General features: G+C 50.1%; 14 protein-coding genes. 2 read left to right on the forward strand and 12 right to left on the reverse strand.

Annotation, left to right across the window (positions count from 1 at the left end):
* Positions 1-5: 5 nt before the first annotated feature.
* The 5 genes from cheA to flhD all read right to left on the reverse strand — a co-directional run bounded on the left by cheA (position 6) and on the right by flhD (position 4,907).
* On the reverse strand, positions 6-2,042 hold the full coding sequence (cheA, locus tag OGX83_RS14700) for a chemotaxis protein CheA (protein ID WP_057068897.1): 2,037 nt from the start codon (positions 2,040-2,042) through the stop codon (positions 6-8).
* 4 nt (positions 2,043-2,046) lie between these two features.
* Positions 2,047-2,976, reverse strand: a complete 930-nt coding sequence (gene motB / locus OGX83_RS14705; protein WP_003034631.1) for a flagellar motor protein MotB — start codon at positions 2,974-2,976, stop codon at positions 2,047-2,049.
* Entirely contained in the window at positions 2,973-3,860 is an 888-nt protein-coding gene (gene motA, locus OGX83_RS14710; RefSeq protein WP_003034628.1) for a flagellar motor stator protein MotA, read from the reverse strand. Before motA ends, motB begins: the two co-directional genes overlap by 4 nt.
* A gap of 124 nt (positions 3,861-3,984) precedes the next feature.
* On the reverse strand, positions 3,985-4,569 hold the full coding sequence (gene flhC, locus OGX83_RS14715; protein WP_008785071.1) for a flagellar transcriptional regulator FlhC: 585 nt from the start codon (positions 4,567-4,569) through the stop codon (positions 3,985-3,987).
* A complete protein-coding gene (gene flhD, locus OGX83_RS14720) occupies positions 4,566-4,907 on the reverse strand; it encodes a flagellar transcriptional regulator FlhD (protein WP_003034622.1) in 342 nt (113 codons plus the stop codon). The genes flhC and flhD overlap by 4 nt, the downstream gene beginning before the upstream one ends.
* Positions 4,908-5,700: 793 nt before the next feature.
* Between flhD and uspC the strand changes: the two genes are divergently transcribed.
* Positions 5,701-6,129 (forward strand): universal stress protein UspC, encoded by a 429-nt coding sequence (gene uspC, locus OGX83_RS14725; protein WP_008785072.1) that lies wholly within the window; start codon positions 5,701-5,703, stop codon positions 6,127-6,129.
* Positions 6,130-6,146: 17 nt separating this feature from the next.
* Here the strand turns inward: uspC and otsA are convergent, their stop codons facing one another.
* The 6 genes from otsA to OGX83_RS14755 form a co-directional block, all read right to left on the reverse strand.
* Positions 6,147-7,568: an alpha,alpha-trehalose-phosphate synthase gene (otsA, locus tag OGX83_RS14730; RefSeq protein ID WP_286588393.1), complete on the reverse strand. Its 1,422-nt coding sequence runs from the start codon at positions 7,566-7,568 to the stop codon at positions 6,147-6,149.
* Positions 7,543-8,346 carry a trehalose-phosphatase gene (otsB, locus tag OGX83_RS14735; RefSeq protein WP_125362622.1) on the reverse strand — a complete coding sequence of 268 codons (804 nt, stop codon included), beginning with the start codon at positions 8,344-8,346 and terminating at the stop codon, positions 7,543-7,545. The genes otsA and otsB overlap by 26 nt, the downstream gene beginning before the upstream one ends.
* Positions 8,347-8,521: 175 nt before the next feature.
* Positions 8,522-9,508 carry an L-arabinose ABC transporter permease AraH gene (gene araH / locus OGX83_RS14740; protein ID WP_003034609.1) on the reverse strand — a complete coding sequence of 329 codons (987 nt, stop codon included), beginning with the start codon at positions 9,506-9,508 and terminating at the stop codon, positions 8,522-8,524.
* 14 nt (positions 9,509-9,522) lie between these two features.
* Positions 9,523-11,037, reverse strand: a complete 1,515-nt coding sequence (gene araG, locus OGX83_RS14745) for an arabinose ABC transporter ATP-binding protein AraG (protein ID WP_020996633.1) — start codon at positions 11,035-11,037, stop codon at positions 9,523-9,525.
* Positions 11,038-11,169: 132 nt separating this feature from the next.
* Positions 11,170-12,159 carry an arabinose ABC transporter substrate-binding protein gene (locus OGX83_RS14750; protein ID WP_003833897.1) on the reverse strand — a complete coding sequence of 330 codons (990 nt, stop codon included), beginning with the start codon at positions 12,157-12,159 and terminating at the stop codon, positions 11,170-11,172.
* A gap of 318 nt (positions 12,160-12,477) precedes the next feature.
* Positions 12,478-13,035, reverse strand: a complete 558-nt coding sequence (locus tag OGX83_RS14755; RefSeq protein WP_213752292.1) for a DJ-1/PfpI family protein — start codon at positions 13,033-13,035, stop codon at positions 12,478-12,480.
* A 555-nt stretch (positions 13,036-13,590) separates the two neighbouring features.
* Here OGX83_RS14755 and OGX83_RS14760 point away from each other — a divergent pair.
* A complete protein-coding gene (locus tag OGX83_RS14760) occupies positions 13,591-14,094 on the forward strand; it encodes a non-heme ferritin-like protein (RefSeq protein WP_003034597.1) in 504 nt (167 codons plus the stop codon).
* 139 nt (positions 14,095-14,233) lie between these two features.
* On the opposite strand, the gene OGX83_RS14765 is transcribed toward OGX83_RS14760, so the two are convergent.
* Positions 14,234-14,485, reverse strand: coding sequence for a DUF2766 family protein (locus OGX83_RS14765; protein WP_003034595.1), 252 nt, complete (start codon positions 14,483-14,485; stop codon positions 14,234-14,236).
* Positions 14,486-14,593 lie beyond the last annotated feature (108 nt).

Here is a 14,593-nt window from a genome sequence, read left to right on the forward strand (position 1 = left end):
CTCAATCAGGCGGCTGTGATCGCCACACGTTGTTCGCGGTTTAACCCCTGCAATGCAGAGACATCGACAATCAGCGCGACGCTGCCGTCGCCGAGGATCGTTGCAGCAGAAATACCTGGCACTTTGCGGTAGTTGCTTTCCAGGTTTTTGACCACCACCTGGTGTTGACCAATTAACTGATCCACCAGCAGCGCATAGCGACGCCCTGCACTTTGTAAAATGACCACTATGCCCTGAGTCGCTTCAGTTTTAGCGCCTTCAACCTCAAAGACTTTCCACAACTCAACCAGTGGTAAATATTCGCCACGCACTTCCAGAACGCGCTCTCCTCCGGCCAGCGGATGGAGATCTTCTTCGCGCGGTTGCAGCGATTCCATAACGGCATTCAGTGGCAGAATGAAGACCTCATCGGCCACACGCACGGACATCCCGTCGAGGATCGCCAGCGTCAGCGGCAGCAGAATGCGAATAGTGGTCCCCTGTCCCTGTTTAGACTGGATCTCAACATGGCCGCCCATCTCCTGGATATTTCGCTTCACCACATCCATACCCACGCCGCGTCCGGAAACATCCGTCACCTGTTCGGCGGTCGAAAAGCCTGGAGCGAAGATCAACATACCCACTTCGTCATCACTCATGTTTTCGTGGATCGGCATGCCCTGAGAGACAGCTTTAGCCAGGATACGTTCGCGGTTCAGGCCAGCGCCATCATCGGTCACTTCAATACAAATATTCCCGCCCTGATGCTCCGCGGAAAGCGTCAGATTGCCGATTGGGCTTTTGCCGGATTCAAGGCGTTTTTCCGGCAGTTCGATACCATGGTCGAGGCTGTTACGCACCAGGTGCGTCAACGGATCGATGATGCGTTCAATCAGGCTCTTATCGAGTTCGGTTGAGCTACCTACCTGCGTCAGCTCGACCTGTTTACCCAGCTTACCGGCCAGATCGCGCACCAGACGAGGGAAACGGCTGAACACGTACTCCATTGGCATCATACGAATCGACATCACCGACTCTTGCAAATCGCGGGCGTTACGTTGTAACTGACCCATACTGGTGATGAGATCGCCATGATTGACAGGATCCAGTTCGTTAGAGCGCTGGGCCAGCATCGACTGGGTGATCACCAACTCACCGACCAGGTTAATAAGCTGATCAACCTTTTCAACCGCTACGCGGATACTGGTCGACTCGCTGGCGCGGGCGGGTTTTTCACGTTCCGCGCGGCTATGTGGTGCTTCACTGGCGGTAGCTTTCACCGCAGGTGCCACAGCAACCGGCTGCGGTTCAGTGACAACTGCCACCTCTTCAGCTTCAACTGCCACAGGCGCTGCGCTGACGGTTTCGAATTCAATTTGGTCAGCTTCAATCACAAAGCAAAGCACCGCGATGATGTCATCTTCTGCGAGGTTGCCATCAAGCGTTGCTGATAACGTGTCGCTTCCTTTTACCACATCGGTTAAGGTCGCCAGATTCCCCAGTTCCTCTTCCAGTAAATCCACTTCGCTGGCTTTCAGACGCGAGAGAGTAATGCGTTTTTTGCTCTCTTCACTGGCGGGTTCAGGCTTTGCAACCGCCTCTTCCTGCATCGCGGCGCTGTCAACAACGCTAAGTTTTGCTGAGTTAACAACTGCCGGTGCGGTTTCACCTTTCGCTTCGAGCGCTAACTGCCGTAACGCCTGGCAGATGTACTCAAAACTGTCGGCATCAGGCTCCACTGAGCTTTTATAGGCGTCGAGCTGTTCCTGCATAATATCTTTCGTTTCCAAAAACAGGTTGATAATGTCGGCATTGAGCTGCATCTCGCCACGCCGCGCTTCATCCAGCAGGTTTTCCATCAGATGGGTCGTTTCCTGCAAAATGGTAAAGCCGAAGGTGCCCGCCCCGCCTTTAATCGAGTGCGCTGCACGAAAAATGGCATTCAGCTGTTCGGAATCCGGGGCTTCAGGAACCAAATCAAGCAGGTGTTGCTCCATATCAGCCAACAGTTCGTCAGCTTCATCAAAAAATGTCTGATAAAAATCGCTAATATCCATGCTCACGCTATCACCTCGGATTGGCTGGTGGCGATGTGGGAACGCTTACCGGCGGGAGTTCCGCTGGCCGTTGTAAGACACTTACCGGCTCATTCTGGCTTTCAGCGTTTTCATGCAAAATGGCCTCTTCTGCCTGCTTATTGAGAACCAGCAGACTAATACGGCGGTTGATAGCGTCTTCAGGACCGCGATCGCTCAGACGCATCGTGGCGGCCATACCTACCACACGTAATACTTTTCCATCATCCAGACCGCCGCTAACCAGCTCGCGACGCGATGCATTTGCGCGATCGGCAGACAATTCCCAGTTGCTGTACCCTTTCTCACCATTCGCGTAAGGGTAATCATCCGTGTGACCGGAAAGGCTGATCCGGTTAGGGATCCCGTTGAGCACTGGAGCAATCGCGCGCAGGATATCGCGCATGTACGGCTCAACTTCAGCGCTACCGGTCTTAAACATCGGGCGATTCTGACTGTCGATAATCTGTATCCGCAGCCCTTCCTGAACCAAATCAATCTTTAAATGCGGACGCAGCGCTCGCAATTTGGGATCGGATTCAATCAGTTGATCGAGATCGCCGCGAAGTTTGCTCAAGCGGCTCTGTTCCATACGTTTTCTCAGGTCATCAATATTCGGCTGCTTGTTCACCTCGCCCTGCTGCTGGGTGTAATCATCCCCGCCGCCTGGAATCGGGCTTTGGCTATTCGAAATACGATTTCCCCCGGTCACTGCGGTGGCCAGCGGTGTACGGAAATATTCGGCAATCTGGATCAATTCTTTAGGGCTGGAAATAGAAATGAGCCACATCACCAGAAAGAAGGCCATCATCGCGGTCATAAAATCGGCGTAGGCGATTTTCCACGAGCCATGCGCCCCACCACCGTGATTCTTATGTTTGCGTCGCTTTACAACGATAATGGGATGGGCCTGATTTTTCATGCGTCCTCGGTCGTCTGTTGCGCAGTTGGATTTCTCACCGCACGAACATGTTCTTCCAGTTCGATAAACGAAGGACGTTCGCTGGAGTACAGTGTCTTACGACCAAATTCAACGGCAATCGGCGGCGCGTAACCATTCAGATTGGAGAGCAGCGTTATCTTCACGCACTGCATCATTTTGGTTGTTTCAGCGCTTTTCTGGCGCAGAACGCTGGCAAGCGGAGAAATAAATCCATAGGCCAGCAAAATACCGAGGAATGTTCCCACCATCGCATGCGCAATCAACGCACCCAGCTCTGCTGCCGGGCGGTCGGCAGAAGCCAGCGCATGCACAACACCCATAACGGCCGCGACGATCCCGAATGCCGGTAGCGAGTCGCCAACCATCGCCAAGCTATTCGCCGGAACTTCGGCTTCGCTCTCATGAGTCTCAATTTCTTCGTCCATCAGCGCTTCAATCTCAAACGTATTCATGTTGCCGCTGATGATCAGTCGCAGATAATCGACAATAAAATCAAGCATCACGGCATCCGCAAGAATGCGCGGATAGCTGGCGAAGATTTCACTTTCTTTTGGGTTTTCGATGTCGCGTTCAAGCGAGAACATGCCCTGTTGACGTGACTTGGCCATCAGGCGATACAAGAGCGCCAGCAGATCCATATACATCGCTTTGGTGTATTTCGAACGACGGAAAAGCAACGGGATCGCTTTCATCGTCCCTTTGATGGCTTTCCCGTTATTGCCGACGATGAATGCCCCAATACCCGCACCACCGATAATCACCAGCTCAGCCGGTTGATAGAGTGCCCCAAGGTGTCCGCCGGTCATCATGTAACCGCCGAAAACTGTACCAATAACAACCAGGTAACCTAATAAGATAAGCACGACATCATCCTTTCGCAATTGACTATGACAGGATGCGCAGTCGGGCAATTAACGTAAGGTCAGGACAAAAAAAAGCAGCGGTAATCGCTTACCGCTGCTGGAGTGTTCATCCACACCGTATCAGTTAAACAGCCTGTTCGATCTGTTCATCCAGCAGTTGTGGAATAATATCGGCAGCATTCTGGGAAAGTTTACGTCTTTTTACGGCCCGTGATGGCGGTTGGCATAAACTACAGGCAAAGCTGCCTGCGGGTTGGTGTGCGTGGGTGATAAAATTCCCACCGCAGCAATTGCATTGGGACAACTCCAGCAATCCGCTGTCGACAAATCGCACCAGCGTCCACGCGCGGGTTAACGCCAACAATGGCCCTTCTTCAGGCTGCGGACACTGCTCAAGATATAACCGATACGCCTTGATCACGGCATCCACGCCGCTACAGAGACCCGTTTTGAGCAGGAATTGCCATGCATTGCAAAACATCGACGCATGAATATTTTGTTCCCACGTCATAAACCAGTCGGTGGAAAACGGGAGCATCCCTTTTGGCGGAGGACTACCGCGTAATTCTTTGTACAGCTTGATTAATCGACCACGGCTTAATTGCGTTTCGCTTTCCAGCATTTGCAAACGGGCGCCCAATGTGATTAATTCCATTGCTAACTGGATATCACGCGCTTCCTGAACAATGCTTTTTTCGCTCATCATCAAGCCCTTTTCTTACGTGCTGCATCATCGATGTCGCTTAACAGGCGTGTTGAAAGCATGATACCAGTATGAATTTGCTGAAGATCGTCAACGCGGGAGTCTTGCGTCAGGCGAGTAACAGTCTGGTGATCGTCGAAACGGAAATGACATACCAGTTGGTTTGTTTCGGCCAGTTTGACCATTTGAGGAAGTGTTAATGTTGCCAACGTGTCCGCCATTTCCTCGCTGATACCAAGGCGAAACATCGCAGATGCTTTGTCCTGAACGATCAAACGCTGTGCAAGCAATAAATATGACAAATTGATGTCATAGATGTGTTTCAGCAACTCGGATGTATGCATTATTTGCATCCATAATAACCAACATTGTTTTCATGCGGTAAAACCGCACCCCGTGATGTCGCCGGGAAGGCCCGGTAAAAAAAAGCAAAAGGTCAAATACATAGCAGCGTGACGACACTTACGCGTTGTCTAAACATTCCCTTTTAAGAAGGCAGCGTCCCTTACAAGCTCACATCAATTCTTACAAATGTCTAAGATTTTTCCTAATTCGACGCAACTCTACCCGCCGTCAGTTACACATACAACGGAGGTATGCTGCGAATTTAAAGAATATGTGATCAAGATCACATAAACCAGTCAAACACTTAACATAAATCCATCAGCGCAGCTTTTACTTTGCTTATTTTTTAATCCGCAATCATCTATTTCAATTCCTGATGTACGAATATTCTTGCAATAAAACCGAATAGTATTTTGTTCACATCCGTTAATATCACGCCGTGAAATAGCGAGCTGGATCACATATTTAACTCAAAAAACTTTTTTAATTAAATTCTTTAGAAACAATAAGTTAAATATTTAGAGTGATTAATTAATACCGCGATGTGACGACCTTGCAAATGTTAATATATGTTTAATTTTTATTAACACATTGTTTTCATTAGCGGTGGGTTTCACTTAAGTAACCTGAACATATCTGCAACTAATATGAATCGATTATTCTATTTATAAGAATAATTAATGAATAATCATGATGACATTCACACTATCGAGGCGGGAAACGTTGCAGTATGGGGTAAGCTGAGTAAAGCTGAAAAGCCCTCTCATAATTCTTGAAAAAAAGGAGCGAGTTATGAGCTATTCGCACATTCTTGTTGCTGTTGCCGCCACCCCTGAAAGTCAGCAGTTGTTAGACAAGGCGGTTTCTATCGCTCGCCCTGTCAACGCCCGAATTAGCCTGATTACGCTGGTCTCAGACCCCGAACTGTATAACCAGTTTGCTGCCCCCATGCTGGAAGACCTGCGTGAAGTGATGCAAGAAGAGACTCAGGATTTTATCGACAAACTTAGCAAAGAAGCAGAATACCCCATTGAACATACCTTTATTACCTATGGGGCTCTGAATGAACATATCCTGGATGTATGCCGCAAACACGCCGTTGATCTGGTCATTTACGGCAACCATAACCACAGTTTTTTTTCGCGCGCATCCTGTTCAGCGAAAAGCGTGATTCATACCAGCCAAGTGGACGTTCTTCTGGTTCCGCTAGCTGGAGATTAATCCACAGTGCCACGACTTCATGCGAGTTTAGAACAGGAAGAGATATTGTCTGGCTGTTGGCATTGACTCCGACGCGGCGTGACCGTTTTAAGATCGCAAATGAACGTCGCCTGCCAGTTGTCGATATCGTTTTTAACGATAGTCTCAAGCATTTCAGCGTGGCGCGAGATACGTTCGGTAAGTGGCATCGTCAGCGCCTGGTTTAATGCGCCTGCCACTTCATCCCGGTCATAAGGATTAACAATAAGGGCGGAGGTTAGCTCGTTCGCCGCCCCGGCAAATTGCGATAAAACCAGCACGCCAGGGTTAGCAGGATCCTGTGCGGCCACAAACTCTTTCGCCACCAGGTTCATACCATCGCGCAACGGGGTCACCAACCCTACATCAGAGTAGCGGAAGATCTTCATCAGCAATTTACGATCAAAATACTGGTTCAGATAGTAAAGCGGCGTCCAGCCCAGTTGCCCATATTTGCCGTTGATTCGCCCTGCCTCTGTTTCCAGTTGGTGGCGAATATCCTGATAGGCCTGCACCTCTTCACGCGAGGTCGGTGCTATCTGCGTATAGCGAATTTTACCGTGGTGCTGCGGATAATGTTCCAGTAAGGCCTCATAGGCCTGAAAGCGCTCCGGCAAGCCTTTGGAGTAATCCAGACGCTCCACGGAGAAAATATTCTGCACATTTTTAAGCTCCGCTTTTAGCTGTGCCAGTTTTGGCGGCAGCGGACCGGACGCCTGTCGTGCAATCTCATCCGGTTCAATACCGATGGGATAGACCTGAGTGCGAAACGCTTTTCCCCATGCCAGGTGCTGCTTATCTTTATGCGTGATCACCCGAGTCTGGGCTGCGAGACAGTCCAGAAAAGCCTGACGATCATTTTCGGTCTGGAAACCAAGCAAATCAAAATCACACATTTGCTCAAGCAGCGCCAGATGTGGCGGGAGCGCATTAAAAATTTCCGGCGTCGGAAAAGGAATATGCAGGAAAAAACCGATGCGATTACGCACGCCGCGCTTACGTAACTCGCAGGCAAACGGCAACAGATGGTAATCATGAACCCAAATAATGTCGTCATCGCCAAGCAACGGCAGAAGTTTATCTACCAGTAAGGCATTAACCCGTTGGTAGCCTTCCCAGGTAGAGCGCTGAAACTGAACTAAATCCAGTCGATAGTGAAACGCGGGCCATAAAACCGCATTTGAAAACTGGCAGTAATACTCTTCGTAATCTTGCTCACTCAAATTAAACGAGGCCCAGGTGATATTGCCACGCGTGACCTTTTTTAACGGTTTATCCTCATTACCTGTATCACCACTCCAGCCAAACCATAAACCACCAGCAGCTTTTAACGCGCCCAGTACACCGACCGCGAGCCCACCCGCGCTCCCTTTGTCATCTGGTGAGGCGATACGATTAGATACTACGACTAAACGACTCATAGCCACCTCTTCTGTTATTCGTTGCTTTCGGTTCTTGCTGCGAAGAGTTATTTTTCTCCAGCCAGTGCCAGACATCCCTGACGCCATCCAGACGCCATGTTGCCTGCGTCGGCCCGCTCCCTACCTTTACAGAAATACCGCCAGCGCGGTTAACTACAGCAAACCCTGTTTCATCTGTCAGATCATCACCGAAAAACACAGGGATCCGGCCAGCAAAAGGCGCTTCCTGCATAAATGCAGCTATCGCGTCGCCTTTATTACTGCCCTTAGGCTTTATTTCCACGACACATTTTCCGTGCTGCAGAGCAAGCTGCGGCCATCTGCGCGTGATGCGCTCAGCCAGGGTAACCAGCGCCGCTTCGTGTTCGGGTGCCTGGCGATAATGCAACGCGAAGGCCATGCCTTTGGTTTCAAGTGTTGCCCCCGGTAACATCACCAACGCTGCGTGTAATAACGCCCCGGCTTCACGTTCGATACCTTCGGGCAGGTTTACTATGTGCGTTTGACCATTGATGTCACGGCGTTCTGCCCCATGCACTCCGGCAAGCGGAAAACGAAACGGAGTAGTGAGTGCGTCAAGCTCAACCATTGAGCGCCCTGAAATCAATGCCAGCGCATCCGCATTCTGCGTCGCTAACCGATGTAGACATTGCAGGATTGTCTTCGGGACAACGACCTGGTCGGGAAAAGGTTTAATCTCAGCAAGTGTCCCATCGAGATCAAAAAAGTAAGCACAGTTTGCAGATTGTTCAGGGGGTAAAGTCAGTGATGCTGTCACCCGGTTATCCTCCTCATCATGGTCAGAACGCCACGCGGATCGCGGCATATAGATGATGTATGACGGATATAAGTATAGACAGTGTGACCATGCTCGCCATTTGAAAAAACAATCGCCAGCCGGGTAGCGGCTGGCGACGGGCAGAAGCTAGACTAAAAAGTTGGGGTTTAAATCATCAAACGGTACGCTTCGCTTTTTGCTTGTAACGGTCGAAGATCACCGCCGCCAGCAGGATGAGGCCACGTACCACATACTGCGCGAACGGAGAGATATTCAGCAGGTTCATCGCATTCTCAACCGTCCCCAGGATCAACACCCCGGCCACCACATATGAGATTTTTCCGATGCCGCCTTTAAGCGAAACGCCCCCTAACACGCAGGCCGAAATAACGATCAACTCATAACCGATTGAGGTCATTGGCTGGCCGCTGGTCATACGCGATGCGAGGATAATCCCGGCAATGGCGGATACCAGACCGGAAAGAATAAAGATAATAATCTTGGTACGAACAACCGGAACCCCAGCCAGGCGCGCCGCCTCTTCATTGCCCCCAATGGCCAGTGTATTACGCCCAAACGTGGTTTTGTTCAGCAGTAAGCCAAAGACAATGAAACAAACGACCGTGATCCAGATAGGTGCCGGCAGACCAAACCAGTTAGCATAGCCGAGTGTGAAGAAACGCTCGTCTTCAATCCCGACTGCCTTACCGTCGGAGATAATATAGGCCAGACCACGTACAATCTGCATTGTCGCAAGAGTAGTGATCAGGGCGTTAATTTTTAACCGCGCAATCACGAACCCATTCACCAGACCACACAGAATACCGAGCAGCAGCCCGGCAGCCACGCCAATCCACAGACTTTCGGTCATGTTAATGACTACGGCAGTGGTAACACCAGCACAGGCAATTACAGACGCGACAGACAGGTCGAAATCACCGGATGCCAGACAAAACAGCATCCCGCAGGCAACCATACCCGACATCGATACCGCCAGCCCTAACCCCTTCATGTTGATGAAAGTCGCAAAGTTTGGCACAAAGAGGGAACAAACCAGGAACAGCACGGCGAACACCACCAGCATGCCGTATTGATCCCAAATGCGGCCCAGATTTAGCGCCGACTTCGCTGCGCCAGAACCCGATGTAGAAACGGAAGACATCATACTCTCCTTATTCAGGCTACAGCCTGGCTGACTTTAGGCATAGCAAGGCTCAACGCCTGGCGCTCATCCGCCTGTTCATGAAGTAACTCACCGGCAATTTCGCCTTCTCTCATCACCACAATACGGTCGGCAACACCGAGTACTTCTGGCAGGTCACTGGAAGCAAACAATACGGCCACACCGCGCGCTGCGAGGGCATAAATCACGTTGTAAATTTCATGCTTGGCGCCCACATCAATGCCGCGTGTAGGCTCATCCAACAAAATCACTTTCATCTCTTCCGATAACCAACGACCGAGAATAGCCTTCTGTTGATTACCCCCGGAGAGATTCATGATCAGTTGCTCTGCTCCCGGCGTTTTGATGTTGAGTGAACGAATATGGTGATCGGCATTGGTCTCTTCCCAGCCGTTGTTGATCACGCATCCCCCCAAAACATGCTTACGCCGTGCACTAATGTTGATGTTGTTGCGCACTGAATGGACCGGAATAATCCCTTCGGCTTTACGATCCTCCGGGCACAGCATCATCCCCGCTTCAATGGCATGGCTTGGTTTACGGATATCGATAGGCTGTTCATCAATAAATACCTGGCCCGCCGTGATACGCGTACCGCCGAACAGCCCTTTCATTAATTCGCTACGTCCGGCCCCCACCAGGCCAAACAGCCCGACAATTTCACCGCTTCGCACAGATAAGCTGATTGGCGTACGCACGCCTGGAGCTTTGACTTCATGCAGCCGCAGACGCTCTGTGCCATACGGTCTGGATTTCCAGCCATAGATATCCCCGAGGTCGCGCCCGACCATCGCCTGCACCAGCGCATCGTGATCGACCTGCAGCATGTCCGTGAACGTTTTGACGTAATGACCATCTTTAAACACGGTGATGGCATCGCTGAGAGCAAAAATCTCCTCCATACGGTGCGAAACGTACAGAATGATGCGTCCTTCGTTGCGCAGCTCACGGATGACGCGAAACAGATTCTCAATCTCGCGAGCCGACAGGGAGCTGGTTGGTTCATCAAAGGCGATAATTTTGGCGTTTCGCGCCAGCGCTTTTGCAATCTCCACCATCTGCCACTGGCCAATGGAGAGGTATTTCAGTGGGGTATCGGGATCGATATCCATCCCCAGATGCTTCAACTGGATTCCTGCTTCATAGTTCAGCAGCGAGCGGTTCACAATCCCGCCTTTGTGCGGTAACTGCCCTAAGTAAATATTCTCGGCAACGGTCATTTCCGGGACGAGATGCAGTTCCTGATAAATAATGGCGACACCGGCGTTGAGTGCGGCAGTGGTATCCGCGAACGAAACTTCCTGTCCGCGGATCGTCAGAGATCCCGTTGTTGGCGCATAGTTACCGCTGAGAATTTTTAAGAGTGTTGATTTCCCGGCGCCATTTTCGCCCATCAGCGCATGCACCTGTCCGGCATAGCAGTCGAAACTGATATCCGTCAGCGCCTTAACGCCCGGGAACGTTTTGCCAATGCCGCGAAATGAGAGATACGGGGTAGACTGTTGCATAACGTCTCCGTGAGTCAGGATTTTACCGGCCAGGAAAACCGCCGGACGTAGGCCCGGTAAGCACAGCGCCACCGGGCATTGCGCCGGAAGGCGGCTTCGCCTAATCCGGCCTACAACATCGCAGCACTTCTGTTACTTACCGCCTAAGCCTTTCTTCGCCAGCTCTTCTTTGAAGTTATCGCGGGTAATCAGCACCACATCTGTCACTTCAGTGAATGCCGGTGGCTCTGCACCTTTCGTTACCCAGTTGTAGAGCATTTCACTGGATTTGTAGCCGTGCACGTCCGGGCTTGGCAGCAGTGAACCGTAGAACCCGGTCGCTTCGCCTTTGGACAGTTCGCTCACCGCGTCAACACCGTTGATTCCGATACCAATCACGTTTGGTGCTTTGAAGCCCTGCCCCTCGGTCGCACGTACGCCACCCAGCACGGTGTTGTCGTTCATGCCGACAATCAGCCAGTTTTTGACTTCAGGATGCTGAACCAGCATGGAGTTGGCGGCGTCAAATGCGCCGGGGATGTCATTCGATTTTGTTGGGACCTGGTAAATCTGTTTTTCCGGGAAGCCTGCGGCTTTAAGCGCTTCCATTGAACCAGAAGTACGACGACGTGCGGTATCCAGTTCGTTGGCGGTAATGGCCATTACGGCGGTGGATTTCACATCCCAACCGCGTTTTTGCATCTCTTTGTACAGCTCCTGGCCCTGGCGTTCACCAATTTTGGTTGCCGCCATCATCACCAGCGGCACGGTATCCATCGGCTTACCTTTAGCGTTGGCAAACTGGTCGTCGACGGCAATGACTTTCATATCGTAGCCACGTGCCTTAGCCATAATGGCTGGCCCCAGTTTTGGATCTGGCGTACAAATCACAAACCCTTTTGCTCCACTTGCAGCCAGGCTGTCGATGGCGTTAAGGGTTTTCTCACCATCCGGAACGGCAATTTTAATCACCTCAAAACCAAGGTCTTTACCGGCTTTATCGGCAAATTTCCATTCAGTCTGGAACCACGGTTCTTCCGGCTGTTTGACCAGGAAACCGAGCTTCATGGATTCAGCGATAGCGGATTGTGACATAATGGCCGCCAGACCGATTGCAGCCAGCGCTTTAGTGAATTTGTGCATGGTTAACTCCAGCTTTAACGTTCTTTTATGTAGGGTAAAATCAGACGATTTTTTGTAATTCGGACGTAAAACAAGGCATTACCTTTTATTGATAAGATCAATGCCAGTGCTGAGAGTATTTTTAGCGGGAAATTGATTCTCCATAAGAGAGCGGCATCACACCACAGAATTACAGTAATTGCGTACATAAATTCAGCGGGAAATGACATAAAAAAACGCGGTTTTGTCGACGGGAAAAAAGAGGGGTAGCAGATTAGTCCATAACATCAGCCAACGAATCCTTGTTCCCGAATACCGAAGCATTCGGGAGCACAATGATTACCATCTGTAATAAATGTGGTCAGCGTGATCGCGAACCGGAATGTCATCTTCCAGCAGACGCGCTGAAAGCGTCAATGCAAAATCGAAAATATGCCCTAATCCTTTGCCGCTAATAAGGTTGCCATCTTCAACAACCGGCGCATCAATATATTCCCCATCCGCGACGTTTTGCCACAGATCTCCCGAACACACATAGCGACGCCCCTTCAGCAGGCCGTTGCCGCCCAGCACGCGCGCCGCCGCAGAACACACCGGGCAAATGAGTTTTCCAGCCTCGTCATGGCGAGCGATAAACTGGATGACAGCCTCACTGGCGGCAAGGTTAACGCTGCCCTGCGGCCCGCCGGGTAACACAACGGCATCATAAAGATCCGTCTGACGCGCAGCCAGCGTGCTGTCCGTCACCATCGGCACGTCATGGTAGCTCACCACCGCACGGGACTCGGCGCAGGCCAGTGTTTCAACTTCGATCTGCAGGCGACGCAGAATATCAATGGTAACAATGGCTTCCGCCTCTTCAAAACCAGGTGCCAGTAGCACGGCAACCTTTTTCATACACACTCCTCGATTTTTCCAAATACACCAAACAATAAATGTCGAATCATTCAGGCGCTTAACTTTATTAATTTCCACAAAACTGATCTGGCGCAAAAAAAATTAGCCAGCAGATAGCGTTCACCGACGCGGGTCAATGGTGAAATTTCTTCATCCGAAGACCAGATAATCATCTGGCGACAGACAATACCTGATTGTGAAATTCCATTTCGTGATATGAAACATCATTTCATTATCAATATTTCACTTTAATGCTATAAATATCAATCTGTTATATTCACAGCATTTATATACACAAGCGGAAAAATCACTAATATTGCTATGACAATATGTAAAAAATCATAAATACGCAGATTTAAGGATTTTCTTATGTCGGGACTGGAGTTATGCTGAATCTCGATCGGGAGCGAATGTAATTCGTGATCACTAAAGGACCGGCGGAACGGATTTATTCTGCTAACAGTTTTAATTGTACGTAGAGGTGACGTGTAGCGGCAGCCCGTTGCACTGACGTTAGTAACGTACATCCCCCTTTCTGGAAATAAGGATATTGATATGGCTGCAGTTGGAATTGTTCATAAACTCAACACACAAATGAACCTCGAGTTCTACGCATCGAATCTTTACCTGCATCTCAGTGAATGGTGCTACGAACACAGCCTGACTGGCACCGCAACCTTTCTACGCACCCAGGCGCAAGGTAACGTGACTCAAATGATGCGTATGTTTAATTTTATGAAAAGTGCCGGGGCTAACCCTATCGTCAAGGCTATCGATGTTCCGGGTGATGAACTAACTTCCCTTGAAGAACTGTTTCAGAAAACGCTGGATGAATACCAACAGCGTTACAGCAAGCTATCACGCTTAACCAATGAAGCAGAAGCCTTGAATGATGCAACAACCATTGATTTTCTTCACGATCTGGAAAAAGAGCAGCAGCAGGATGGCGTGCTGTTACAGACGATTCTTGATGAAGTCCGCAGCGCTAAACGTGCGGGACTGTGCATGGCGCAAACCGATAAGCACCTGCTGAACGTCGTGAACTATCAACATCACTAATCTTCAATTTTCATCGTGTTAATGCCGGATAACGATGCGACGCACCTTATCCGGCTGGTGCTTAATTTTCTCTACGCCCACGCCTCTCATTCTGCGAGGCGCAAAAAAACCTTTCTAAAACCTGAAACAACGGTTTATTTTAGTGAGATTCATTCTGCGGCGTGAATTTCAACTCGATCAAGGCAACCGCTTTTTGTATTGCGCGCATAGTGACCGGATCGGCACCTGCAGGATGGCTGGAAAAGTCGATGCTTTTCAGCTGGCTGGACATTTTCTCCCGAACTTCAACTGGGGCAATAACATCAAGAACATCCAGAATCTGCTTGATAACCAGCTGACAGGCAACAACGTCCGAGAGCAGTTCCTGATCGGCATTCAGTGTTTGGGACATAGTGAGCTCCTTATAGAAAGGTCGTCATAGTACCCATTCAACGAACGAAACGATAGCCGCGCATGCCTTCCGAATGCGCTGAAAATAAAAATAGTTCCAGTCAGTTTC

Source organism: Citrobacter sp. Cpo074, assembly GCF_030332745.1.
Lineage (GTDB): Bacteria > Pseudomonadota > Gammaproteobacteria > Enterobacterales > Enterobacteriaceae > Citrobacter > Citrobacter portucalensis.

What these genes read in the sequence shown, in the direction of transcription:
- motB (WP_003034631.1), bottom strand. Translation starts at nt 2,976, where the DNA reads ATGAAAAATCAGGCCCATCCCATTATCGTTGTAAAGCGACGCAAACAT.
- flhD (WP_003034622.1), bottom strand. Translation starts at nt 4,907, where the DNA reads ATGCATACATCCGAGTTGCTGAAACACATCTATGACATCAATTTGTCA.
- uspC (WP_008785072.1), top strand. Translation starts at nt 5,701, where the DNA reads ATGAGCTATTCGCACATTCTTGTTGCTGTTGCCGCCACCCCTGAAAGT.
- otsA (WP_286588393.1), bottom strand. Translation starts at nt 7,568, where the DNA reads ATGAGTCGTTTAGTCGTAGTATCTAATCGTATCGCCTCACCAGATGAC.
- araH (WP_003034609.1), bottom strand. Translation starts at nt 9,508, where the DNA reads ATGTCTTCCGTTTCTACATCGGGTTCTGGCGCAGCGAAGTCGGCGCTA.
- araG (WP_020996633.1), bottom strand. Translation starts at nt 11,037, where the DNA reads ATGCAACAGTCTACCCCGTATCTCTCATTTCGCGGCATTGGCAAAACG.
- OGX83_RS14750 (WP_003833897.1), bottom strand. Translation starts at nt 12,159, where the DNA reads ATGCACAAATTCACTAAAGCGCTGGCTGCAATCGGTCTGGCGGCCATT.
- OGX83_RS14755 (WP_213752292.1), bottom strand. Translation starts at nt 13,035, where the DNA reads ATGAAAAAGGTTGCCGTGCTACTGGCACCTGGTTTTGAAGAGGCGGAA.
- OGX83_RS14760 (WP_003034597.1), top strand. Translation starts at nt 13,591, where the DNA reads ATGGCTGCAGTTGGAATTGTTCATAAACTCAACACACAAATGAACCTC.
- OGX83_RS14765 (WP_003034595.1), bottom strand. Translation starts at nt 14,485, where the DNA reads ATGTCCCAAACACTGAATGCCGATCAGGAACTGCTCTCGGACGTTGTT.